Source organism: Kineococcus xinjiangensis (genome assembly GCF_002934625.1).
Taxonomy (GTDB): Bacteria; Actinomycetota; Actinomycetes; order Actinomycetales; family Kineococcaceae; genus Kineococcus_A; species Kineococcus_A xinjiangensis.
Window position 1 is genome coordinate 58473 of sequence record NZ_PTJD01000003.1, and the last position, 22650, is coordinate 81122.

The following is a 22650-nucleotide window of genomic DNA, read 5'->3' on the forward strand; positions in this document are numbered from 1 at the left end:
GGAAGGACCGCCACCATGGCGAAGCTCAGCACCGCCGAGCTGCTCGACGCGTTCAAGGAGATGACGCTGATCGAGCTCTCGGAGTTCGTGAAGCAGTTCGAGGAGACCTTCGACGTCACCGCGGCCGTGGCCGTGGCGGCTGCCGCCCCCGGTGGCGGTGGCGGTGGCGCTGCTGCCGAGGCCGAGGAGGAGAAGGACGAGTTCGACGTCATCCTCGAGTCCGCCGGTGACAAGAAGATCGGCGTCATCAAGGAGGTGCGCGCCCTCACCAGCCTCGGCCTGAAGGAGGCCAAGGACCTGGTCGACGGCGCCCCCAAGCCCGTCCTCGAGAAGGTCAACAAGGACGCTGCCGAGAAGGCGAAGGCGGCCCTCGAGGGCGCTGGCGCCACCGTCACCCTCAAGTGACCCGCTGACGCGGCCCTCCGGCCGCGTCGCGACCGCCCGCGGGGGCGCACGAGCGAACTGCTCGTGCGCCCCCGTCGGCGTTCCCGGAGCCGGATCGGCGAGGGGGAGCGGGGGAGCCGTCACGGCTGAGCCCCGGCCGGCCTCGGCCCGGCCCGGTCCACAGTCCGGCGGGCCGCCTTGACGCCGGGGCGCGGGGCGGTCATCCTCATCACCGGTTGGATCGTCCGCCCGCGGCAGCGCCGCCGCTCGGCCGGTCGGGACCGCATCGCCACCCCTCGAGGGGGTGTGGACAGTCTTGCCTTCCGCGGCTATGCTGCTGTTTTGCGCTGCCCAGAGCCATATGGCCGGTCGCCTTCGACCGAGTGGGGCCGGGACAGTGCCCAAATGTTCGCAGGCCCGTGGAAGGACCCCTCTTTGGCCGCCTCGCGCACAGCGTCCGCACCTGGCACCACTTCGGCCCTGACCGCATCCGGTCGCTATTCCTTCGGAAAGATCCGCGAGCCCCTTGAGGTCCCCGACCTGCTCGCGCTGCAGACGGAGAGCTTCGACTGGCTCCTCGGCAACCAGCGCTGGCAGCAGCGGGTCGAGGCCGCGCGCTCCGGTGGGCTGGACGTGCCGACGACCTCCGGTCTCGAGGAGATCTTCGAGGAGATCTCCCCGATCGAGGACTTCTCCGGCTCCATGTCCCTCTCGTTCCGCGACCACCGGTTCGAGCCGCCCAAGTACTCGCTCGACGAGTGCAAGGAGCGGGACATGACGTACGCGGCTCCGCTGTTCGTCACCGCGGAGTTCATGAACACCACCACCGGTGAGATCAAGAGCCAGACCGTGTTCATGGGCGACTTCCCGCTCATGACCGAGCGCGGCACCTTCGTGATCAACGGTACCGAGCGTGTCGTCGTCTCCCAGCTGGTGCGCTCGCCCGGCATCTACTTCGAGCGGGTGGCGGACAAGACGTCCGACCGCGACGTCTACACCGCGAAGATCATCCCCTCGCGCGGCGCCTGGCTCGAGTTCGAGATCGACAAGCGCGACATGGTCGGCGTGCGCATCGACCGCAAGCGCAAGCAGTCGGTCACGGTGCTGCTGAAGGCGCTGGGCTGGAGCGAGTCGCAGATCCGCGAGGAGTTCGCGGACTACGAGTCCATGATCTCCACGCTGGAGAAGGACCACACCGCCGGCGTCGAGGACGCCCTGCTCGACATCTACCGCAAGCTGCGCCCGGGTGAGCCGCCGACCCAGGAGGCCGCGCGCAACCTGCTCGACAACCTCTACTTCAACCCCAAGCGCTACGACCTCGCCAAGGTCGGGCGCTACAAGGTGAACAAGAAGTTGGGGCAGGAGCAGCCGCTGAGCGACAGCGTGCTCTCCGTGGACGACATCGTCTCCACGATCAAGTTCCTCGTGCGCCTGCACGCCGGCGAGACGTCGATGCCCGGCACCCGCAACGGCGAGTCGATCGAGGTGCGCGTCGAGGTCGACGACATCGACCACTTCGGCAACCGCCGTCTGCGCAGCGTCGGCGAGCTCATCCAGAACCAGGTCCGCACCGGCCTGTCCCGGATGGAGCGCGTCGTGCGCGAGCGCATGACCACCCAGGACGTCGAGGCCATCACGCCGCAGACGCTGATCAACATCCGTCCCGTCGTGGCCTCCATCAAGGAGTTCTTCGGGACCTCGCAGCTGTCGCAGTTCATGGACCAGACCAACCCGCTCGCGGGCCTGACCCACAAGCGCCGCCTGTCGGCGCTGGGCCCGGGTGGTCTCTCCCGTGAGCGGGCCGGCATGGAGGTCCGTGACGTCCACCCCTCGCACTACGGCCGCATGTGCCCGATCGAGACGCCGGAAGGCCCGAACATCGGCCTCATCGGCTCCCTGTCGTCGTACGGGCGGATCAACCCGTTCGGGTTCATCGAGACCCCGTACCGCCGGGTCGTCGACGGCCACGTCAGCGACGAGGTGGACTACCTCACCGCCGACGAGGAGGACGGCTTCGTCATCGCCCAGGCCAACGCGCCGCTGGCGGCCGACGGCACCTTCGCCGAGGCCCGCGTCCTGGTGCGAGGCAAGGGCGGCGAGGCGGAGTTCGTCCCGCGCGACGAGGTCGACTACATGGACGTCGCAGCCCGGCAGATGGTCTCCGTCGCCACCGCGATGATCCCGTTCCTCGAGCACGACGACGCCAACCGCGCGCTCATGGGCTCCAACATGCAGCGCCAGGCCGTGCCGCTGGTGCGCTCGGAGGCGCCGCTCGTCGGCACCGGCATGGAGTTCCGCGCGGCCGTCGACGCCGGCGACGTGATCACCGCCACCAAGGCGGGCGTGGCGACCGAGGTCTCCGCCGACCTGGTGACGGTCTCCAACGACGACGGCACCACCTCGGTCTACCGCGTCGCGAAGTTCCGCCGCTCCAACCAGGGCACCGCGTACAACCAGCGGGTCCTGCTGGACGAGGGGCAGCGCGTCGAGGTCGGCACGGTGATCGCCGACGGCCCCTCCACCGACGGTGGCGAGATGGCGCTGGGGCGCAACCTGCTCGTGGCCTTCATGCCGTGGGAGGGCCACAACTACGAGGACGCGATCATCCTGTCGCAGCGCCTCGTGCAGGACGACGTCCTCTCCTCGATCCACATCGAGGAGCACGAGGTCGACGCCCGCGACACGAAGCTGGGTCCCGAGGAGATCACCCGCGACATCCCCAACGTCGCGGAGGAGGTCCTCGCCGACCTCGACGAGCGGGGCATCATCCGCATCGGCGCCGAGGTCGTCCCGGGCGACATCCTCGTCGGCAAGGTCACCCCCAAGGGCGAGACCGAGCTGACCCCCGAGGAGCGGCTCCTGCGTGCGATCTTCGGCGAGAAGGCGCGCGAGGTGCGCGACACCTCGCTGAAGGTGCCCCACGGCGAGACCGGCACGGTCATCGGCGTGAAGGTCTTCGACCGCGACGAGGGCGACGAGCTGCCGCCGGGCGTCAACCAGCTCGTGCGTGTCTACGTGGCCCAGAAGCGCAAGATCACCGACGGTGACAAGCTCGCCGGCCGCCACGGCAACAAGGGCGTCATCTCCAAGATCCTCCCCGTGGAGGACATGCCGTTCCTCGAGGACGGCACGCCGGTCGACGTCATCCTGAACCCCCTCGGCGTGCCGAGCCGGATGAACGTCGGCCAGGTGCTGGAGCTGCACCTGGGCTGGGTGGCCGCACAGGGCTGGGAGATCGAGGGTCAGCCCGACTGGGCGAGCCTCATCCCCGAGGAGATCCGCACCGGTCCCGCCGGGACGCGCGTGGCCTCGCCCGTCTTCGACGGTGCCCGTGAGCACGAGATCACCGGGCTGCTGTCGTCGACGCGCCAGACGCGCGACGGGCAGCGCCTCGTCGGCGGCGACGGCAAGGCGCGGCTGTTCGACGGCCGCAGCGGCGAGCCGTTCCCGGACCCTGTGTCCGTGGGCTACATGTACATCCTGAAGCTGCACCACCTGGTCGACGACAAGATCCACGCTCGCTCGACCGGTCCGTACTCCATGATCACCCAGCAGCCGCTCGGTGGTAAGGCGCAGTTCGGTGGTCAGCGCTTCGGCGAGATGGAGGTCTGGGCACTGGAGGCGTACGGCGCCGCCTACGCCCTGCAGGAACTGCTCACCATCAAGTCGGACGACGTGCTGGGCCGGGTGAAGGTCTACGAGGCCATCGTCAAGGGCGAGAACATCCCCGAGCCCGGAATCCCGGAGTCCTTCAAGGTGCTCATCAAGGAGATGCAGTCGCTGTGCCTGAACGTCGAGGTGCTCTCCAGCGACGGCATGTCCATCGAGATGCGTGACAGCGACGAGGACGTCTTCCGGGCGGCCGAGGAGCTGGGCATCGACCTGTCGCGGCGCGAGCCGAGCAGCGTCGAAGAGGTCTGACGGACCGCGGGGGCTGCGCCGAGCGCAGCCCCCGCACCGCCGGCCAACGAGTCGATCCCGTCAGACCACGGACACTGAAGAGAGAGAAGGGCACGTTGCTCGACGTCAACTTCTTCGACGAGCTGCGCATCGGGCTGGCCACGGCGGAGGACATCCGCACCTGGTCGCACGGTGAGGTCAAGAAGCCCGAGACCATCAACTACCGCACCCTGAAGCCGGAGAAGGACGGGCTCTTCTGCGAGAAGATCTTCGGCCCCACCCGGGACTGGGAGTGCTACTGCGGGAAGTACAAGCGCGTCCGGTTCAAGGGCATCATCTGCGAGCGCTGCGGCGTCGAGGTGACCCGGGCGAAGGTGCGTCGTGAGCGGATGGGCCACATCGAGCTCGCCGCCCCCGTGACGCACATCTGGTACTTCAAGGGTGTCCCGAGCCGCCTCGGGTACCTGCTCGACCTGGCGCCGAAGGACCTCGAGAAGGTCATCTACTTCGCCGCCTACATGATCACCTGGGTCGACGAGGAGGCCCGCCACCGCGACATGTCGTCGCTGGAGGCCCAGATCGAGGTCGAGAAGAAGGAGATCGAGAACCGGCGCGACGCGGACGTCGACGCCCGGGCCAAGCAGCTCGAGGGTGACCTCGCGGAGCTCGAGGCCGAGGGCGCGAAGTCGGACGTGCGCCGCAAGGTGCGCGAGTCCGCGGAGCGCGAGATGGCGCAGATCCGCCGGCGCGCCGACACGGAGATCGACCGTCTGACGACGGTCTGGGACCGCTTCCGCACCCTCAAGGTCCAGGACCTCGAGGGTGACGAGGTGCTCTACCGCGCCATGCGCGAGCGCTTCGGCATGTACTTCGAGGGCGGCATGGGTGCCGCCGCCCTGCAGAAGCGCCTGCAGAGCTTCGACCTGGAGGCGGAGGCGGAGAGCCTGCGCGAGATCATCGCGACGGGCAAGGGCCAGCGGAAGACGCGGGCGCTGAAGCGGCTGAAGGTCGTCTCGGCGTTCCTGACCACGCGGAACTCCCCGCAGGGCATGGTGCTCGACTGCGTCCCGGTCATCCCGCCGGACCTGCGCCCGATGGTGCAGCTCGACGGTGGCCGGTTCGCGACGAGCGACCTGAACGACCTGTACCGCCGCGTCATCAACCGCAACAACCGGCTCAAGCGCCTCCTCGACCTCGGGGCTCCCGAGATCATCGTGAACAACGAGAAGCGGATGCTGCAGGAGGCCGTCGACGCGCTGTTCGACAACGGCCGTCGTGGTCGCCCGGTCACCGGGCCGGGCAACCGCCCGCTGAAGTCGCTCTCGGACATGCTCAAGGGCAAGCAGGGCCGCTTCCGGCAGAACCTGCTCGGCAAGCGCGTCGACTACTCCGGTCGTTCGGTCATCGTCGTCGGCCCGCAGCTGAAGCTGCACCAGTGCGGTCTGCCCAAGCAGATGGCGCTGGAGCTGTTCAAGCCCTTCGTCATGAAGCGGCTCGTGGACCTCAGCCACGCGCAGAACATCAAGTCCGCCAAGCGCATGGTCGAGCGCGCCCGCCCCGTCGTCTGGGACGTCCTGTCCGAGGTGATCACGGAGCACCCGGTGCTGCTCAACCGTGCGCCCACGCTGCACCGCCTCGGCATCCAGGCGTTCGAGCCCCAGCTCGTCGAGGGCAAGGCCATCCAGATCCACCCGCTCGTCTGCACCGCGTTCAACGCGGACTTCGACGGCGACCAGATGGCCGTGCACGTGCCGCTGTCGGCGGAGGCGCAGGCCGAGGCCCGCATCCTCATGCTGTCCAGCAACAACATCCTCAAGCCGGCCGACGGTCGTCCGGTGACCATGCCCACCCAGGACATGATCATCGGCATCTACCACCTGACGACCGAGCGCGAGGACGCCGCCGGGACGGGGCGCACCTTCTCCTCGGTGGCCGAGGCGATCATGGCCTTCGACGCACGGGTGCTGAGCCTGAGCGCCAAGGTCCGGATCAAGCTGTCGCAGGTCGTGCCGGACGAGGCGATGTCGGCGACCCTGCCGGAGGGCTGGCAGTCCGGTGACGACCTCATCGTGGAGACCACCCTCGGTCGCGCCCTGTTCAACGAGGCGCTGCCGGCGGACTACGAGTACGTCAACGCCGTCGTGGACAAGAAGCGGCTCTCCGCCATCGTCAACAAGCTGGCGGAGGAGTACCCGAAGGTGCAGGTGGCGGCGACGCTCGACGCACTGAAGGAGGCCGGCTTCTACTGGGCCACCCGCTCTGGCACGACGGTCTCGATCGCCGACGTGGTCTCCCCGCCGAACAAGCAGGAGATCCTGGAGCGGTTCGAGGCCAAGGCCGAGAAGGTCCAGCAGCAGTACGAGCGCGGTCTGATCACCGACGACGAGCGCCGTCAGGAACTCATCGAGATCTGGACGCAGGCCACCAACGAGGTCGCCCGCGACCTCGAGGCGGCCATGCCCATCCACAACACCATCGCCCGGATGGTGTCCTCGGGTGCGCGAGGCAACTGGATGCAGATGCGTCAGCTCGCCGGCATGCGCGGCCTGATGGCCAACCCGAAGGGCGAGATCATCCCGCGCCCGGTCAAGGCCAGCTTCCGCGAGGGGCTGACCGTGCTGGAGTTCTTCATCACCACGCACGGCGCCCGCAAGGGTCTGGCGGACACCGCACTGCGGACCGCGGACTCCGGCTACCTCACCCGGCGCCTCGTCGACGTCTCGCAGGACGTCATCGTGCGCGAGGAGGACTGCGGCACCGAGCGCGGCCTGCTCATGCCGATCGCCGTCAAGGGCGCCGACGGCTCCCTGCGCCGCCACGACGACGTCGAGACCAGCGTCTACGCACGCGTGCTGGCCGCCGACGTCTCGGCCGACGGCCAGGTCGTGCTGGCGGCGGGGGAGGACCTCGGGGACCTGGTCATCGACCGCCTCGTCTCCCTCGGCGTGGAGTCGATCAAGGTGCGCTCCGTGCTCACCTGCGAATCGCGCGTGGGGACCTGCGCCAAGTGCTACGGCCGCTCGCTCGCGACGGGCAAGCTCGTCGACATCGGCGAGGCGGTCGGCATCGTCGCGGCCCAGTCCATCGGTGAGCCGGGGACGCAGCTGACGATGCGCACCTTCCACACCGGTGGTGCGGCGAGCGAGTCGGGTGACATCACGCACGGTCTGCCGCGTGTGGTGGAGCTCTTCGAGGCCCGCACGCCCAAGGGCTTCTCGCCGATCGCGGAGGCCTCCGGGCGGATCACGATCGAGGAGAGCGACAAGGGACGGCGCCTGCTGATCACCCCCGACGACGGCGCGGAGGAGCTGGCCTACCCGGTCAGCAAGCGCTCGCGCCTGCTGGTCGCCGACGGCCAGCACGTCGAGGTGGGCACGCAGCTCGTGCAGGGGGCCATCGACCCCAAGCAGGTGTTGCGCATCCTCGGCCCGCGCCAGGTGCAGATCCACCTCGTGGACCAGGTCCAGGAGGTGTACCGCAGCCAGGGCGTGTCGATCCACGACAAGCACATCGAGGTCATCGTGCGCCAGATGCTCAAGCGCGTGACGATCATCGAGTCCAACGATGCGGACCTCCTGCCCGGCGAGCTCGCCGAGCGGGCCCGCTTCGAGGAGGAGAACCGTCGCGTGGTCGCCGAGGGCGGGAGCCCCGCCTCGGGGCGGCCCGAGCTCATGGGGATCACCAAGGCGTCGTTGGCGACGGACTCGTGGCTCTCCGCCGCCTCCTTCCAGGAGACGACGCGGGTGCTCACGAACGCCGCCATGGAGGGCCGCAGCGACCCGCTGCTGGGCCTGAAGGAGAACGTCATCATCGGCAAGCTCATCCCGGCCGGCACGGGCCTCGCCCAGTACCGCAACATCCGGGTGGAGCCGACCGAGGAGGCCAAGGCGACGATGTACTCGGTGCCCGGCTACGACGACGTCGACTACGCGCAGTTCGGGATCGGCAGCGGCCAGGCCGTCCCGCTGGAGGAGTTCGACTACGGCGGCAACGACTACCGCTGACGCACGTGCACGCGGCGGGGGCCCCTGCGGGGCTCCCGCCGCCGTGTGTGGGGGAGGGGAGCCGTTTTGACCCCCTCCACCACAACGGGTAGCCTCGATCGTGCTTGGGACCGCCATGCCTGCTGCGTTCATCAGGACGATGCAACGGAGCGGGTAGGACCCAGCGACACGCCCGACCTCGTGGGTCGGCGATGCCTACCGGGGCGAATTCTCAGGACGGGAATCGCCGGCCGAAGATCCAGAACGAAGAACACGGAGACAGGGTGCCCACGATCCAGCAGCTGGTCCGCAAGGGCCGGGAGGACAAGGTCGTCAAGACCAAGACGCCCGCGCTCAAGGCATGCCCGCAACGGCGCGGCGTGTGCACCCGCGTCTACACGACCACCCCGAAGAAGCCGAACTCGGCGCTGCGCAAGGTGGCCCGCGTCCGCCTCACCAGCGGCATCGAGGTCACCGCGTACATCCCCGGTGTCGGCCACAACCTGCAGGAGCACTCCATCGTGCTCGTCCGCGGCGGTCGTGTGAAGGACCTGCCCGGTGTGCGTTACAAGATCATCCGCGGTTCGCTCGACACGCAGGGCGTGAAGAACCGCAAGCAGGCTCGCAGCCGCTACGGCGCGAAGAAGGAGAAGAGCTGATGCCGCGCAAGGGCCCCGCGCCGAAGCGTCCCCTCGTGGTCGACCCCGTCTACCAGTCCCCGCTGGTGACCCAGCTCGTCAACAAGGTGCTCCTCGACGGCAAGAAGTCCGTCGCCGAGAGCATCGTCTACGGCGCCCTCGAGGGTGCCCGCGCCAAGTCGGGCGCCGACCCGGTCGTGACGCTGAAGCGCGCGCTCGACAACGTGAAGCCGGCGCTCGAGGTCCGCTCCCGCCGCGTGGGTGGTTCCACCTACCAGGTGCCGATCGAGGTCCGCCCGAGCCGCTCCACCACGCTCGCGCTGCGCTGGCTCGTCAGCTACTCGCGGCAGCGTCGCGAGAAGACGATGACCGAGCGCCTGATGAACGAGATCCTCGACGCGAGCAACGGCCTCGGCGCCGCGGTGAAGCGCCGCGAGGACACGCACAAGATGGCCGAGTCGAACAAGGCCTTCGCGCACTACCGCTGGTGATCCAGCGCTGAGCGCGCACTGTCGTCCGGCCGGCCCGGACGCGACCCCGCCGAGCCCAGGGAAGAGGCAGTAGAACGTGGCACTCGACGTGCTGACCGACCTCCACAAGGTCCGCAACATCGGCATCATGGCGCACATCGACGCCGGCAAGACGACGACGACCGAGCGGATCCTCTTCTACACCGGTATCAACTACAAGATCGGTGAGGTCCACGAGGGCGCAGCCACGATGGACTGGATGGAGCAGGAGCAGGAGCGGGGGATCACGATCACCTCGGCTGCCACCACCTGCTTCTGGGCCGACAACCAGATCAACATCATCGACACCCCCGGTCACGTGGACTTCACCGTCGAGGTGGAGCGCTCCCTGCGCGTCCTCGACGGTGCGGTCGCCGTCTTCGACGGCAAGGAGGGCGTCGAGCCCCAGTCCGAGACGGTGTGGCGCCAGGCTGACAAGTACGACGTGCCGCGCATCTGCTTCGTCAACAAGATGGACAAGCTGGGCGCCGACTTCTTCTTCACGGTCAACACCATCATCGACCGCCTGGGTGCGGAGCCGCTGGTGATGCAGCTGCCCATCGGTGCGGAGAACTCCTTCACCGGCGTCATCGACCTGGTCTACAACCGGGCGCTCACGTGGCGCGGCGAGGTCAAGAAGGGCGAGGACTACACGATCGAGCCCGTGCCGGCAGAGCTGGCCGAGCAGGTCGAGGAGTACCGCCACAAGCTCGTCGAGCGCATCGCCGAGTCGGACGAGGCCCTCCTCGAGAAGTACCTCGGTGGTGAGGAGCTGACCCCCGAGGAGATCAAGGGGGCCGTCCGCAAGCTGACGATCGCGAGTGAGGTCTACCCCGTCTTCTGTGGGTCCGCGTTCAAGAACAAGGGCGTGCAGCCCATGCTCGACGCGGTCATCGACTACCTGCCCTCGCCGCTGGACGTGAAGCCCATGGTCGGGCACAAGGTCGGCGACGAGGAGACCGAGATCGTCCGCCGTCCCGAGGCGGCGGAGCCGTTCTCCGCTCTGGCGTTCAAGATCGCCTCGCACCCCTTCTTCGGCAAGCTCACCTACGTCCGGGTGTACTCGGGCAAGGTGGCCTCCGGGTCCGGTGTCATCAACTCGACCAAGGGCAAGAAGGAGCGCATCGGGAAGCTCTTCCAGATGCACTCCAACAAGGAGAACCCGGTCGACGAGGCCAGCGCCGGCCACATCTACGCGATGATCGGCCTGAAGGACACGACCACCGGCGACACGCTCTGCGACCCGCAGGCACCCGTCGTCCTGGAGTCGATGACCTTCCCTGCGCCGGTCATCTCGGTCGCGATCGAGCCCAAGACCAAGGGCGACCAGGAGAAGCTGGGCACTGCGATCCAGAAGCTCGCCGAGGAGGACCCGACCTTCCAGGTCCACCACGACGAGGAGACCGGCCAGACGATCATCGCCGGCATGGGCGAGCTCCACCTGGACATCCTGGTGGACCGCATGCGCCGCGAGTTCAAGGTCGAGGCCAACGTCGGCAAGCCGCAGGTCGCCTACCGCGAGACCATCCGCCGCAAGGTGGAGAAGATGGACTACACCCACAAGAAGCAGACGGGTGGGTCCGGGCAGTTCGCGAAGGTCCAGGTCTCCATCGAGCCGCTCGACACGGCCGACGGGGAGATGTACCAGTTCGAGAACAAGGTCACCGGTGGGCGTGTCCCGCGCGAGTACATCCCCAGCGTGGACGCGGGCATCCAGGACGCCATGCAGCTCGGTGTCGTCGCCGGCTACCCGCTGGTCGGCATCAAGGCGTCGCTCCTCGACGGTGCGGCGCACGACGTGGACTCGTCCGAGATGGCGTTCAAGATCGCCGGCTCGATGGTGCTGAAGGAGGCCGTCCGCAAGGCGGACCCCGTCCTCCTGGAGCCGGTCATGGCCGTCGAGGTCCGCACCCCTGAGACCTACATGGGCGAGGTCATCGGCGACCTGAACTCCCGCCGCGGCCAGATCCAGTCCATGGAGGACGCCAGCGGCGCGAAGGTCGTGCGTGCGCTCGTTCCGCTGTCGGAGATGTTCGGCTACGTCGGCGACCTGCGGTCGAAGACCCAGGGCCGCGCGGTGTACAGCATGCAGTTCCACTCCTACGACGAGGTTCCGCGGAACGTCGCCGAGGAGATCGTCAAGAAGGTGCGCGGGGAGTAGTCCCCCGACCGAGCCGCACGACGGCCCGTCTGGCAAGCTGGCTCAGACGGGCCCACCGGCCACCCGCCCGATCCACCGGGTCGGGGAAGAAACCAGTCCCGAGGAGGACCCCCAGTGGCGAAGGCGAAGTTCGAGCGGACTAAGCCGCACGTCAACATCGGCACCATCGGTCACATCGACCACGGGAAGACGACGCTGACTGCGGCGATCACCCGGGTGCTGCACGACAAGTACCCGAACCTGAACCAGGCTTCGGCGTTCGACCAGATCGACAAGGCTCCCGAGGAGCGTCAGCGCGGTATCACCATCTCCATCGCGCACGTCGAGTACCAGACGGAGCTGCGTCACTACGCCCACGTCGACTGCCCTGGTCACGCGGACTACATCAAGAACATGATCACGGGCGCGGCGCAGATGGACGGCGCCATCCTCGTGGTCGCGGCGACCGACGGCCCCATGCCGCAGACGAAGGAGCACGTCATCCTGGCCCGCCAGGTCGGCGTCCCCTACATCGTCGTGGCCCTCAACAAGGCCGACATGGTCGAGGACGAGGAGCTCCTCGAGCTCGTCGAGATGGAGGTGCGCGAGCTCCTCTCCAGCTACGAGTTCCCCGGCGACGACGTGCCGGTCGTGCGCGTCTCGGCGCTCAAGGCGCTCGAGGGCGACGCCGAGTGGGGCGCGAAGCTGATGGAGCTCATGGAGGCGGTCGACACCGCGATCCCGGAGCCGACCCGTGAGGTCGACCTGCCCTTCCTCATGCCCATCGAGGACGTCTTCACGATCACCGGTCGCGGCACCGTCGTCACCGGTCGCATCGAGCGCGGCATCCTCAAGGTCAACGAGGAGGTGGAGATCGTCGGCATCCGGGAGAAGAACCAGAAGACGACGGTCACCGGCATCGAGATGTTCCGCAAGCTCCTCGACGAGGGCCAGGCCGGCGAGAACGTCGGTCTGCTGCTCCGCGGCCTCAAGCGTGAGGACGTCGAGCGCGGTCAGGTCGTCTGCAAGACCGGGTCGATCACGCCGCACACGGAGTTCGAGGCCAACTCCTACATCCTGTCCAAGGACGAGGGTGGCCGTCACACGCCGTTCTACAACAACTACCGTCCGCAGTTCTACTTCCGGACGACCGACGTCACCGGCGTCGTCACGCTGCCCGAGGGCACCGAGATGGTCATGCCGGGTGACAACACTGAGATGAAGGTCGACCTCATCCAGCCCATCGCGATGGAAGAGGGCCTGAAGTTCGCGATCCGTGAGGGTGGCCGCACCGTCGGCGCCGGCCGGGTCACGAAGATCCTCAAGTGATCTGAGCGGTCTCGACCGCTCCGGCCACCCACGAGAACGGGGTGGACCCTTCCCGGGTCCACCCCGTTCTGCTGGGACCAACGCCGTCAGGGGGCCGATTGGCCAAGGACGGGGCTGGTCTGGCAGACTGGACCGGTTGCTGCGCGCCGTTGATGCGGTGGGTTCTGCCCAACGCCAGGTGAGCGGGTGCCGTGAGCAGTCCTCCGGGACGGTTCTGCGGTCGCGACCATGACAAGACCACACCGGGCAACCGACGTGGGCGGAGTACGTCTCGCAGAGGCGACACGCCCGACCTCGGGGGTCGGGGCAGGGGAACCAGCCCCGCGCCGCGCACGAGTCAGTAGCGGTACGAAGAGAGAGAGTCAGACGACGCCATGGCGGGACAGAAGATCCGCATCCGGCTCAAGGCCTATGACCACGAGGTCATCGACAGTTCGGCGCGCAAGATCGTCGACACGGTGACCCGCACTGGCGCCTCTGTCGCCGGGCCCGTGCCGCTGCCGACCGAGAAGAACGTCTACTGCGTGATCCGCTCGCCGCACAAGTACAAGGACAGCCGCGAGCACTTCGAGATGCGCACCCACAAGCGCCTCATCGACATCATCGACCCCACGCCGAAGACGGTCGACTCGCTCATGCGCCTCGACCTCCCCGCGGGTGTCGACATCGAGATCAAGCTCTGAGGGACTGCACACGATGAGCGACAGGCAAGTGCGAGGGGTGCTCGGCACCAAGCTCGGCATGACCCAGGTGTGGGACGACGCGAACCGCCTCGTCCCCGTCACCGTGGTCCAGGCCGCGCCGAACGTCGTCACCCAGGTCCGCACCAAGGACACCGACGGCTACGAGGCCGTCCAGCTGGCCTTCGGGGCCATCGACCCGCGCAAGGCGAACCAGCCCGCCTCGGGCCACTTCGCCAAGGCCGGTGTGGCGCCCCGTCGTCACCTGGTCGAGCTGCGCACCACCGACGCGGCGAGCTACAGCGCCGGCCAGGAGGTCACGGTCGAGATCTTCGCGGCGGGCCAGGTGGTCGACGTCGTCGGCACCACCCGCGGCAAGGGCACCGCCGGCGTGATGAAGCGTCACGGCTTCGCCGGTGTGAGCGCCTCCCACGGTGCGCACCGCAACCACCGCAAGCCCGGCTCGATCGGCGGGTGCTCCACCCCCGGTCGCGTCTTCAAGGGCATGCGCATGGCCGGCCGCATGGGCGCCGAGCGTCAGACCACCCAGAACCTGAAGGTGCACGCCATCGACGTGGAGAAGGGCCTGTTGCTGATCGCCGGCGCGATCCCGGGTCCCCGCGGTGGGGTCGTGCTCGTCAAGAACGCCGCCAAGGCGCGCGTCAAGGAGGCCTGAGCTCATGACCGCGACGACTGAGGCCGCAGCGCCGATCACCGTCGACGTGCGGACCGCCGGTGGCGGCACCGCCGGCACCGTCGAGCTGCCGGCCGAGCACTTCGGTGTGCAGACCAACATCCCGCTGATCCACCAGGTCGTGGTCGCGCAGCTCGCGGCCGCCCGCCAGGGCACCCACGACACGAAGAACCGCGGTGAGGTCAGGGGTGGCGGCAAGAAGCCGTACAAGCAGAAGGGCACCGGCCGCGCCCGTCAGGGTTCGCTGCGCGCCCCGCAGTTCACCGGTGGTGGCGTCGTCCACGGCCCCACGCCGCGCAGCTACGCGCAGCGCACCCCGAAGAAGATGAAGGCCGCCGCCCTGCGGGGCGCCCTCTCCGACCGGGCGCGCCACGGCCGCATCCACGTGGTCGACAGCCTGGTCACCGGCGAGGCGCCCTCCACCAAGGCCGTCGTCGGCCTCCTCGCCGAGGTGACGGCGCGTCGTCACGTGCTCGTCGTCATCGCCCGCGGCGACGACCTGGCGGCGAAGAGCCTGCGCAACGTCGACCGCGTGCACCTGCTGCCGGCCGACCAGCTGAACACCTACGACGTGCTGGTCTCCGACGACGTCGTGTTCACCCGCGCTGCCCTGGATGCGTTCGTGACCGGGCCCGCCAAGGGGCGCGGCGCGAGCGCGGTGGCGACCGAGTCCGAGGCCGCAGCGCTCGCGGCCGCAGAGGGGAGCGCTCAGTGAGCAGCATCGGGAACACGCAGAAGGACCCGCGCGACATCCTGCTCGCACCGGTCGTCTCGGAGAAGAGCTACGGGCTCATCGACGAGGGCAAGTACACCTTCCTGGTGGACCCCGCGGCGAACAAGACCGAGATCAAGGTCGCTGTCGAGCGTGTCTTCGGCGTGAAGGTGGCGTCGGTGAACACGGCGAACCGCCAGGGCAAGAGCCGCCGGACCAAGTTCGGCACCGGAAAGCGCAAGGACACCAAGCGGGCCATCGTGACGCTGCGCGAAGGCACTATCGACATCTTCGGCGGCTCGGTCGCCTGAGGCGACCGGACCGCAGGACCTATCGAAGTCGAGGACTGACTCACCATGGGAATCCGCAAGTACAAGCCGACGACGCCGGGCCGGCGCGGCGCCAGCGTCGCCGACTTCGTCGAGGTGACGCGCACGCAGCCGGAGAAGTCGCTCGTCCGTCCGCTCACGAAGAGCGGTGGGCGCAACAACACCGGTCGCGTCACGACGCGCCACCACGGTGGCGGCCACAAGCGCGCCTACCGGGTGATCGACTTCCGGCGTCACGACAAGGACGGCGTGCCGGCGAAGGTCGCGCACATCGAGTACGACCCGAACCGCACCGCCCGGATCGCACTGCTCCACTACGTGGACGGCGAGAAGCGCTACATCATCGCGCCGAACCGCCTGAAGCAGGGTGACCCGATCGAGAACGGCCCCACCGCCGACATCAAGCCGGGCAACAACCTGCCGCTGCGCAACATCCCCGTCGGTACCGTGATCCACGCGATCGAGCTCCGCCCCGGCGGCGGCGCGAAGATCGCCCGGTCCGCTGGTGCGAGCGTGCAGCTGGTCGCACGCGAGGGGCAGTTCGCCCAGCTGCGGATGCCCTCCGGTGAGATCCGCAACGTCGACGTCCGCTGCCGCGCCACCATCGGCGAGGTCGGCAACGCCGAGCAGTCGAACATCAACTGGGGCAAGGCCGGTCGCATGCGCTGGAAGGGCCGTCGTCCTACGGTCCGCGGTGTGGCCATGAACCCGATCGACCACCCGCACGGTGGTGGTGAGGGCAAGACGTCCGGTGGTCGCCACCCCGTGAGCCCCTGGGGCCAGCCTGAGGGCCGCACCCGGCGTCCGGGCAAGGAGAGCGACAAGCTCATCGTCCGCCGCCGCCGCACCGGCAAGAAGCGCTGATAGGAGTACTGGCGACCATGCCTCGCAGCTTGAAGAAGGGTCCCTTCGTCGACGACCACCTGCAGAAGAAGGTGGACGAGCAGAACGACAAGGGCACGCACACCGTCATCCGCACGTGGTCTCGGCGCTCGATGATCACGCCGGACTTCCTCGGCCACACCTTTGCGGTGCACGACGGCCGCAAGCACGTTCCCGTGTTCGTGACCGAGGCGATGGTCGGGCACAAGCTCGGCGAGTTCGCACCCACGCGCACGTTCCGCGGCCACGAGAAGGACGACCGCAAGGGTCGTCGCCGCTGACGCGAGCGGACCGGCCCCGGCGCCAGCCGGGGCCCCCGCCGCGCCCGGCGCGAGCAGCCCCCCACGTAGTGACGAGCACTTGAGACAAGAAGGCAGGACAGGGATGGAAGCCAAGGCGCAGACGCGGTACCTCCGCGTCACGCCCCAGAAGGCGCGCCGAGTCGTCGACCTGATCCGGGGCAAGCAGGCCACCGAGGCGGTCGCCGTGCTGCAGTTCGCCCCGCAGGCGGCGGCGGAGCCGGTTCGCAAGCTCGTCGAGAGCGCGATCGCGAACGCCCGGTTCCTGGCGGACAAGCACTCGCAGGCCTTCGACGAGCGTGACCTCGTCGTGCAGACGGTCTACGTGGACGAGGGGCCGACCATGAAGCGCTTCCGTCCGCGGGCGCAGGGGCGCGCCGGCCGGATCCTGAAGCGCACCAGCCACATCACGGTCGTCGTCGCCCCGCCGGCCGACGGCGCCAAGAAGACGAGGAGGACCCGCTAGTGGGACAGAAGGTCAACCCGCACGGGTTCCGACTGGGCATCACCACCGACCACAAGAGCCGGTGGTTCGCCGACTCCACGCGTCCGGGACAGCGGTACTCGGACTACGTGAAGGAAGACGTCGCGATCCGTCGCCTCATGTCCAAGGGCATGGAGCGCGCCGGCATCTCCAAGGTCGAGATCGAGCGCACCCGCGACCGCGTCCGGGTGGACATCCACACCGCGCGTCCGGGCATCGTGATCGGCCGCCGCGGCGCCGAGGCCGACCGCATCCGCGGCGAGCTGGAGAAGCTCACCGGCAAGCAGGTGCAGCTCAACATCCTCGAGGTCAAGAACCCCGAGATCGACGCCCAGCTCGTCGCCCAGGGCATCGCAGAGCAGCTCGCCAGCCGCGTCTCCTTCCGCCGCGCCATGCGCAAGGGCATGCAGACCGCGCTGCGCTCCGGCGCCAAGGGCATCCGGGTGCAGTGCTCCGGCCGTCTCGGCGGCGCCGAGATGAGCCGCTCGGAGTTCTACCGCGAGGGCCGGGTGCCCCTGCACACCCTGCGCGCCAACATCGACTACGGCTTCTACGAGGCGCGTACGACGTTCGGTCGCATCGGCGTGAAGGTCTGGATCTACCACGGCGACGTCACCAGCCGTGAGCTCGCCCGTGAGCAGGCCACCGCGCCCCGCGCCCCGCGCCGTGGCGAGCGTGGCGAGGGCGGTCCGCGTGGTGCGCGTCGTCCCCGCTCCGACGCTCCCACGACCACCGCGCCCGTCGCCGAGGCGACTGCGGCCGGTGGCGAGGCCGGGGTCACCACCGAGCAGCCGGCCACCGGCAAGAGCCCGAACGCAACGGAGGCCTGACCGTGCTGATCCCACGTCGCGTCAAGCACCGCAAGCAGCACCACCCCCGCCGCACCGGCGCAGCAACCGGCGGCACCCGCGTCACCTTCGGTGAGTACGGGATCCAGGCGGTCGAGGGTGGCTACATCACGAACCGGCAGATCGAGTCGGCTCGTATCGCGATCACCCGCCACATCCGTCGTGGCGGCAAGGTGTGGATCAACATCTACCCCGACCGCCCGCTCACGAAGAAGCCGGCCGAGACCCGCATGGGTTCCGGCAAGGGCTCCCCGGAGTGGTGGATCGCGAACATCAAGCCCGGACGTGTCATGTTCGAGCTGTCGTTCCCCAACGAGAAGGTCGCTGCGGAGGCGCTCACCCGCGCCATCCACAAGCTGCCGGTGAAGTGCCGGATCGTCCGGCGCGAGGGTGGTGAGGCGTGATGGCAGTCGGGACCAAGGACCTGGCGCCGGAGAAGCTGCGCGAGTTCGACGACGCGCAGCTGATCGAGGAGCTCCGGAAGGCGAAGGAGGAGCTGTTCAACCTGCGCTTCCAGTCCGCCACCGGGCAGCTCGAGAACAACAGCCGCCTGCGCGCCGTCAAGCGCGACATCGCGCGCATCTACACCACTATGCGGGAGCGTGAGCTCGGGATCACCGAGGCGCCGGCCGCCAAGGACTCGGAGGGGGCCAAGTGAGCGAGAGCACTGCGCAGGGCTCCGCGAGCGGCGAGGCTCGCGGCTACCGCAAGACGCGCCGCGGCTACGTCGTCAGCGACAAGATGCAGAAGACCGTCGTGGTCGAGGTCGAGGACCGCGTCAAGCACCCGCTGTACGCCAAGGTCATCCGCCGCACCACCAAGGTGAAGGCGCACGACGAGGTCAACACCGCCGGTGTGGGCGACCTCGTGCTCATCGCCGAGACGCGTCCGCTGTCCGCCACCAAGCGGTGGCGGGTCGTCGAGGTGCTCGAGCGCGCCAAGTGACCGGCGGCGGTCCCCGGGCCGCCGTCACCACGTCCACATCAGTTCGGCCAGGCTCGCGCCCTGTCGGCCCAGACGGGGCGCGAGAACCAGCGCGACGAAGGAGTAGAGAGTGATTCAGCAGGAGTCGCGGCTCAAGGTCGCCGACAACACGGGTGCCAAGGAGATCCTCTGCATCCGCGTGCTCGGCGGCTCCGGCCGCCGCTACGCGGGCATCGGCGACGTGATCGTCGCCACCGTGAAGGACGCCATCCCCGGTGGCAACGTCAAGAAGGGCGACGTCGTCAAGGCGGTCGTCGTCCGCACTTCCAAGGAGCGTCGTCGCCCGGACGGCTCCTACATCCGCTTCGACGAGAACGCCGCGGTGATCCTCCGCAACGACGGCGACCCGCGCGGCACCCGCATCTTCGGGCCCGTCGGCCGGGAGCTGCGCGAGAAGCGCTTCATGCGGATCATCTCGCTGGCGCCGGAGGTGCTCTGACCATGGGGAAGCTGCGGATCAAGAAGGGTGACCTCGTGCAGGTCATCACGCGCGTCCGGGGCCGTCGCAACGAGGACGGGACCCGCACGTCGGACCTCGGCAAGCAGGGCAAGGTGCTCGACGTCTTCCCGGACACGCAGCGCGTGCTGGTCGAGGGCGTCAACCAGATCAAGCGCCACACCAAGGCGGGCCCGGGCAACCAGGGCGCCGGCGGCATCGTGGTGCGCGAGGCCCCGATCCACGTGAGCAACGTGCAGCTCGTGGACCCGGAGACCAACAAGCCGACCCGCGTCGGCATGCGCACGGAGACGGTGGAGAAGAACGGCGTGCAGCGCATCCAGCGCATCCGCGTGGCCAAGCGCTCCGGTAAGGACATCTGAGATGACTGAGACCCTCGAGACCGCCCGGGCGCTGCCGCGCCTGAAGCAGCGCTACCGCGAGGAGATCCGCGGCGCGATGCAGGAGCAGTTCGCCTACCCGAACGTCATGCTGATCCCCGGCCTGGTCAAGGTCGTCGTCAACATGGGCGTCGGCGAGGCGGCCCGCGACTCCAAGCTCATCGACGGTGCCGTGCGCGACCTGGTCACCATCACCGGGCAGAAGCCGCAGGTGACCAAGGCCCGCAAGTCCATCGCCCAGTTCAAGCTCCGCGAGGGCATGCCGATCGGCGCCCACGTCACGCTGCGCGGTGACCGCATGTGGGAGTTCCTGGACCGGCTGCTCACGCTGGCCCTGCCCCGCATCCGCGACTTCCGCGGACTCTCGCCGAAGCAGTTCGACGGCAACGGCAACTACACCTTCGGCCTCACGGAGCAGTCGATGTTCCACGAGATCGACCAGGACCGCATCGACCGCGTCCGCGGTATGGACATCACCGTCGTGACGACGGCGAAGAACGACGAGGAGGGCCGGGCGCTGCTGCGTCTGCTCGGCTTCCCGTTCAAGGAGGCGTGACCGTGGCCAAGACGGCTCTCATCCAGAAGGCAGCGCGCAAGCCGAAGTTCGCAGTGCGTGCCTACACCAGGTGCCAGCGCTGCGGCCGGCCGCACTCGGTCTTCCGCAAGTTCGGCATCTGCCGCATCTGCCTTCGGGAGATGGCGCACCGCGGTGAGCTGCCCGGTGTGACCAAGAGCAGCTGGTGACGGCTGTGCGTGACAACCTCGATGTGACGACGCCGCAGGTCCGCACCGCTGTCAGCGGTGTGGAAACCCCGGCGAGGAAGGGCGGGCGAGCCCGATGACGATGACCGACCCCATCGCAGACATGCTGACGCGTCTGCGCAACGCCAACTCGGCGTACCACGACAGCGTGGTCATGCCCTACAGCAAGCTGAAGTCCCACATCGCCGAGATCCTCCAGCAGGAGGGCTACATCGAGTCGTGGAAGGTCGAGGACGCGGAGGTCGGCAAGAAGCTGATCATCGCGCTGAAGTTCGGCCCCAACCGCGAGCGCTCGATCGCCGGCGTGCGCCGGGTCTCGAAGCCGGGTCTGCGCGTGTACGCGAAGTCGACCAACCTGCCGCGCGTCCTCGGCGGCCTCGGCGTGGCGATCCTGTCCACGTCGTCGGGGCTCCTGACGGACAAGCAGGCGGCCAAGAAGGGCGTGGGTGGGGAAGTCCTCGCCTACGTCTGGTGAGAGGGGAGGAGAACTCATGTCGCGCATCGGACGACTCCCCGTGCCCGTTCCCACGGGCGTGGACGTGACCGTCGACGGTCAGACCGTCACCGTGAAGGGCCCCAAGGGCACCCTCACGCACACCGTGGCCGAGCCCATCACGGTCGACCGCTCCGAGGACGGCACGCTGCAGGTCAGCCGGCCCAACGACGAGCGCATCGCCAAGGAGCGCCACGGCCTCACCCGCACCCTGATCAACAACATGGTCCTGGGTGTGACCGAGGGCTACGTCAAGCGGCTGGAGATCCACGGCACCGGCTACCGCGTCGCCGCCAAGGGCTCCGACCTGGAGTTCGCGCTCGGCTTCAGCCACCCGGTCGTCGTGACGCCGCCCGCCGGCATCACGTTCGCCGTGGAGAACCCGACCCGCTTCTCGGTGCAGGGCATCGACAAGCAGCTGGTCGGCGAGGTCGCCGCCAACATCCGGAAGCTGCGCAAGCCCGACCCGTACAAGGGCAAGGGCGTGCGGCTCGCCGGCGAGATCATCCGCCGCAAGGTCGGGAAGGCTGGTAAGTAAGTCATGTCGCTTGCTGTGAAGCGGACCCAGAAGGGCAAGGACGTTGCCCGCGGCCGGCGCCACCTGCGCGTGCGCAAGAAGGTCGCCGGCACCACGGAGCGCCCCCGCCTGGTCGTGACGCGCTCCGCCCGCCACGTCTTCGTGCAGGTGATCGACGACAGCGTCGGCAAGACGCTGGCCTCCGCCTCCACGATGGAGGCCGACCTGCGCGCGTCGGGCGACGACAAGTCGGCCAAGGCGCGCCGCGTCGGCGAGCTCGTCGCCGAGCGCGCCAAGGCGGCCGGCATCGACGCCGTGGTCTTCGACCGCGGCGGCAACCGCTACGCCGGTCGCGTGGCAGCCATCGCCGACGGCGCCCGCGGCGCCGGCCTGGCACTGTGAGCCCCCTGCGAGAGATGAGGAACGCCTGATGCCTGGACCCCAGCGCCGCGGCGCCGGCGCCGGTGCGGCCGGTGGCGGCGACAACAACCGTCGTGACGGTCGCCGCGACGGCGGCCGTGACAACCGTCGCGGCGACAGCTCGGACCGCAGCAACTTCGTCGAGCGCGTGGTGACCATCAACCGCGTCGCCAAGGTCGTCAAGGGCGGTCGTCGCTTCAGCTTCACCGCCCTCGTGGTCGTGGGCGACTCCGACGGCACCGTCGGCGTCGGCTACGGCAAGGCCAAGGAGGTGCCCGCGGCGATCGCCAAGGGCGTCGAGGAGGCCAAGAAGAACTTCTTCAAGGTGCCGCGCATCCAGGGCACCATCCCGCACCCCGTCCAGGGGGAGAAGGCCGCGGGCGTGGTCATGCTGCGCCCCGCCTCGCCCGGTACCGGTGTGATCGCCGGTGGTCCGGTGCGCGCGGTCCTGGAGTGCGCCGGAATCCACGACGTGCTCAGCAAGTCCCTGGGCAGCGACAACGCCATCAACATCGTCCACGCGACGGTGGCGGCGCTGCGCGGCCTGGAGCGTCCTGAGCAGGTCGCGGCCCGTCGCGGCCTCCCGCTGGACCACGTCGCTCCGGCGGCGCTGCTGCGGGCGCGTGCGGAGGGGGCTGCCTGATGGCGCAGTTGAAGGTCACGCAGATCCGCTCCGAGATCGGCGGCAAGCAGAACCAGCGGGACACGCTGCGCAGCCTCGGGCTGCACCGCATCGGGGACGTCGTCATCAAGGACGACCGCCCCGAGTTCCGCGGGATGGTCCGCGCGGTGGCCCACCTGGTCACCGTCGAGGAGGTTGACTGAC

Annotated in this window: 27 protein-coding genes; all 27 read left to right on the forward strand. The window is 68.8% G+C overall.

Features of this window, described 5'->3' with window-relative positions; translation table 11 throughout:
* Positions 1–15 precede the first annotated feature (15 nt).
* Positions 16–405 (forward strand): 50S ribosomal protein L7/L12, encoded by a 390-nt coding sequence (gene rplL / locus CLV92_RS05100; RefSeq protein WP_104431736.1) that lies wholly within the window; start codon positions 16–18, stop codon positions 403–405.
* A gap of 414 nt (positions 406–819) precedes the next feature.
* The gene (rpoB, locus tag CLV92_RS05105) at positions 820–4305 is read left to right on the forward strand and encodes a DNA-directed RNA polymerase subunit beta (RefSeq protein WP_104431737.1); all 3486 of its coding nucleotides are present in this window, start codon (positions 820–822) and stop codon (positions 4303–4305) included.
* A 95-nt stretch (positions 4306–4400) separates the two neighbouring features.
* On the forward strand, positions 4401–8288 hold the full coding sequence (locus CLV92_RS05110; RefSeq protein WP_104431738.1) for a DNA-directed RNA polymerase subunit beta': 3888 nt from the start codon (positions 4401–4403) through the stop codon (positions 8286–8288).
* 263 nt (positions 8289–8551) lie between these two features.
* Positions 8552–8926 carry a 30S ribosomal protein S12 gene (gene rpsL, locus CLV92_RS05115; RefSeq protein WP_104431739.1) on the forward strand — a complete coding sequence of 125 codons (375 nt, stop codon included), beginning with the start codon at positions 8552–8554 and terminating at the stop codon, positions 8924–8926.
* Positions 8926–9396 carry a 30S ribosomal protein S7 gene (gene rpsG, locus CLV92_RS05120; RefSeq protein WP_104431740.1) on the forward strand — a complete coding sequence of 157 codons (471 nt, stop codon included), beginning with the start codon at positions 8926–8928 and terminating at the stop codon, positions 9394–9396. The genes rpsL and rpsG overlap by 1 nt, the downstream gene beginning before the upstream one ends.
* A gap of 76 nt (positions 9397–9472) precedes the next feature.
* Positions 9473–11575: an elongation factor G gene (fusA, locus tag CLV92_RS05125; RefSeq protein ID WP_104431741.1), complete on the forward strand. Its 2103-nt coding sequence runs from the start codon at positions 9473–9475 to the stop codon at positions 11573–11575.
* Positions 11576–11689: 114 nt separating this feature from the next.
* Complete coding sequence (gene tuf / locus CLV92_RS05130) at positions 11690–12883, forward strand: elongation factor Tu (RefSeq protein ID WP_104431742.1); 1194 nt, start codon at positions 11690–11692, stop codon at positions 12881–12883.
* A gap of 374 nt (positions 12884–13257) precedes the next feature.
* Positions 13258–13566, forward strand: coding sequence for a 30S ribosomal protein S10 (gene rpsJ / locus CLV92_RS05135; protein ID WP_012084982.1), 309 nt, complete (start codon positions 13258–13260; stop codon positions 13564–13566).
* A 13-nt stretch (positions 13567–13579) separates the two neighbouring features.
* Entirely contained in the window at positions 13580–14239 is a 660-nt protein-coding gene (gene rplC / locus CLV92_RS05140; protein WP_104431743.1) for a 50S ribosomal protein L3, read from the forward strand.
* A gap of 4 nt (positions 14240–14243) precedes the next feature.
* Positions 14244–14972 (forward strand): 50S ribosomal protein L4, encoded by a 729-nt coding sequence (gene rplD, locus CLV92_RS05145; RefSeq protein WP_104431744.1) that lies wholly within the window; start codon positions 14244–14246, stop codon positions 14970–14972.
* 5 nt (positions 14973–14977) lie between these two features.
* On the forward strand, positions 14978–15280 hold the full coding sequence (rplW, locus tag CLV92_RS05150; protein ID WP_104431974.1) for a 50S ribosomal protein L23: 303 nt from the start codon (positions 14978–14980) through the stop codon (positions 15278–15280).
* A gap of 45 nt (positions 15281–15325) precedes the next feature.
* Positions 15326–16162: a 50S ribosomal protein L2 gene (rplB, locus tag CLV92_RS05155; RefSeq protein WP_104431745.1), complete on the forward strand. Its 837-nt coding sequence runs from the start codon at positions 15326–15328 to the stop codon at positions 16160–16162.
* 17 nt (positions 16163–16179) lie between these two features.
* On the forward strand, positions 16180–16461 hold the full coding sequence (rpsS, locus tag CLV92_RS05160) for a 30S ribosomal protein S19 (RefSeq protein ID WP_104431746.1): 282 nt from the start codon (positions 16180–16182) through the stop codon (positions 16459–16461).
* A 103-nt stretch (positions 16462–16564) separates the two neighbouring features.
* Positions 16565–16945, forward strand: a complete 381-nt coding sequence (gene rplV / locus CLV92_RS05165) for a 50S ribosomal protein L22 (RefSeq protein WP_104431747.1) — start codon at positions 16565–16567, stop codon at positions 16943–16945.
* A complete protein-coding gene (rpsC, locus tag CLV92_RS05170; RefSeq protein WP_104431748.1) occupies positions 16945–17793 on the forward strand; it encodes a 30S ribosomal protein S3 in 849 nt (282 codons plus the stop codon). Before rplV ends, rpsC begins: the two co-directional genes overlap by 1 nt.
* A gap of 2 nt (positions 17794–17795) precedes the next feature.
* On the forward strand, positions 17796–18215 hold the full coding sequence (gene rplP / locus CLV92_RS05175; RefSeq protein WP_104431749.1) for a 50S ribosomal protein L16: 420 nt from the start codon (positions 17796–17798) through the stop codon (positions 18213–18215).
* The gene (gene rpmC, locus CLV92_RS05180) at positions 18215–18469 is read left to right on the forward strand and encodes a 50S ribosomal protein L29 (protein WP_104431750.1); all 255 of its coding nucleotides are present in this window, start codon (positions 18215–18217) and stop codon (positions 18467–18469) included. Before rplP ends, rpmC begins: the two co-directional genes overlap by 1 nt.
* Positions 18466–18756: a 30S ribosomal protein S17 gene (rpsQ, locus tag CLV92_RS05185; protein WP_104431751.1), complete on the forward strand. Its 291-nt coding sequence runs from the start codon at positions 18466–18468 to the stop codon at positions 18754–18756. Before rpmC ends, rpsQ begins: the two co-directional genes overlap by 4 nt.
* 109 nt (positions 18757–18865) lie before the next feature.
* Positions 18866–19234, forward strand: a complete 369-nt coding sequence (gene rplN / locus CLV92_RS05190; protein WP_104431752.1) for a 50S ribosomal protein L14 — start codon at positions 18866–18868, stop codon at positions 19232–19234.
* Positions 19235–19236: 2 nt separating this feature from the next.
* Complete coding sequence (gene rplX / locus CLV92_RS05195; protein WP_104431753.1) at positions 19237–19614, forward strand: 50S ribosomal protein L24; 378 nt, start codon at positions 19237–19239, stop codon at positions 19612–19614.
* 1 nt (position 19615) lies between these two features.
* Complete coding sequence (gene rplE, locus CLV92_RS05200; RefSeq protein WP_104431754.1) at positions 19616–20188, forward strand: 50S ribosomal protein L5; 573 nt, start codon at positions 19616–19618, stop codon at positions 20186–20188.
* A 2-nt stretch (positions 20189–20190) separates the two neighbouring features.
* The gene (locus tag CLV92_RS05205) at positions 20191–20376 is read left to right on the forward strand and encodes a type Z 30S ribosomal protein S14 (protein WP_104431975.1); all 186 of its coding nucleotides are present in this window, start codon (positions 20191–20193) and stop codon (positions 20374–20376) included.
* 94 nt (positions 20377–20470) lie between these two features.
* Positions 20471–20869 carry a 30S ribosomal protein S8 gene (gene rpsH / locus CLV92_RS05210; RefSeq protein WP_104431755.1) on the forward strand — a complete coding sequence of 133 codons (399 nt, stop codon included), beginning with the start codon at positions 20471–20473 and terminating at the stop codon, positions 20867–20869.
* Between the two features lie 16 nt (positions 20870–20885).
* Positions 20886–21425 carry a 50S ribosomal protein L6 gene (gene rplF / locus CLV92_RS05215; RefSeq protein WP_104431756.1) on the forward strand — a complete coding sequence of 180 codons (540 nt, stop codon included), beginning with the start codon at positions 20886–20888 and terminating at the stop codon, positions 21423–21425.
* A gap of 3 nt (positions 21426–21428) precedes the next feature.
* Entirely contained in the window at positions 21429–21806 is a 378-nt protein-coding gene (gene rplR, locus CLV92_RS05220) for a 50S ribosomal protein L18 (RefSeq protein ID WP_104431757.1), read from the forward strand.
* 28 nt (positions 21807–21834) lie between these two features.
* A complete protein-coding gene (gene rpsE, locus CLV92_RS05225) occupies positions 21835–22467 on the forward strand; it encodes a 30S ribosomal protein S5 (RefSeq protein ID WP_104431758.1) in 633 nt (210 codons plus the stop codon).
* Entirely contained in the window at positions 22467–22649 is a 183-nt protein-coding gene (gene rpmD, locus CLV92_RS05230) for a 50S ribosomal protein L30 (RefSeq protein ID WP_104431759.1), read from the forward strand. Before rpsE ends, rpmD begins: the two co-directional genes overlap by 1 nt.
* The last annotated feature ends 1 nt before the right edge of the window (position 22650 follow it).

Excerpts from the sequence above, each read along its gene's own strand:
- rplL (WP_104431736.1), top strand. The coding sequence starts at position 16 with ATGGCGAAGCTCAGCACCGCCGAGCTGCTCGACGCGTTCAAGGAGATG.
- rpsG (WP_104431740.1), top strand. The coding sequence starts at position 8,926 with ATGCCGCGCAAGGGCCCCGCGCCGAAGCGTCCCCTCGTGGTCGACCCC.
- rpsJ (WP_012084982.1), top strand. The coding sequence starts at position 13,258 with ATGGCGGGACAGAAGATCCGCATCCGGCTCAAGGCCTATGACCACGAG.
- rplC (WP_104431743.1), top strand. The coding sequence starts at position 13,580 with ATGAGCGACAGGCAAGTGCGAGGGGTGCTCGGCACCAAGCTCGGCATG.
- rplD (WP_104431744.1), top strand. The coding sequence starts at position 14,244 with ATGACCGCGACGACTGAGGCCGCAGCGCCGATCACCGTCGACGTGCGG.
- rplB (WP_104431745.1), top strand. The coding sequence starts at position 15,326 with ATGGGAATCCGCAAGTACAAGCCGACGACGCCGGGCCGGCGCGGCGCC.
- rpsS (WP_104431746.1), top strand. The coding sequence starts at position 16,180 with ATGCCTCGCAGCTTGAAGAAGGGTCCCTTCGTCGACGACCACCTGCAG.
- rplV (WP_104431747.1), top strand. The coding sequence starts at position 16,565 with ATGGAAGCCAAGGCGCAGACGCGGTACCTCCGCGTCACGCCCCAGAAG.
- rpmC (WP_104431750.1), top strand. The coding sequence starts at position 18,215 with ATGGCAGTCGGGACCAAGGACCTGGCGCCGGAGAAGCTGCGCGAGTTC.
- rplX (WP_104431753.1), top strand. The coding sequence starts at position 19,237 with ATGGGGAAGCTGCGGATCAAGAAGGGTGACCTCGTGCAGGTCATCACG.
- rplE (WP_104431754.1), top strand. The coding sequence starts at position 19,616 with ATGACTGAGACCCTCGAGACCGCCCGGGCGCTGCCGCGCCTGAAGCAG.
- rpsH (WP_104431755.1), top strand. The coding sequence starts at position 20,471 with ATGACGATGACCGACCCCATCGCAGACATGCTGACGCGTCTGCGCAAC.
- rplF (WP_104431756.1), top strand. The coding sequence starts at position 20,886 with ATGTCGCGCATCGGACGACTCCCCGTGCCCGTTCCCACGGGCGTGGAC.
- rplR (WP_104431757.1), top strand. The coding sequence starts at position 21,429 with ATGTCGCTTGCTGTGAAGCGGACCCAGAAGGGCAAGGACGTTGCCCGC.
- rpsE (WP_104431758.1), top strand. The coding sequence starts at position 21,835 with ATGCCTGGACCCCAGCGCCGCGGCGCCGGCGCCGGTGCGGCCGGTGGC.
- rpmD (WP_104431759.1), top strand. The coding sequence starts at position 22,467 with ATGGCGCAGTTGAAGGTCACGCAGATCCGCTCCGAGATCGGCGGCAAG.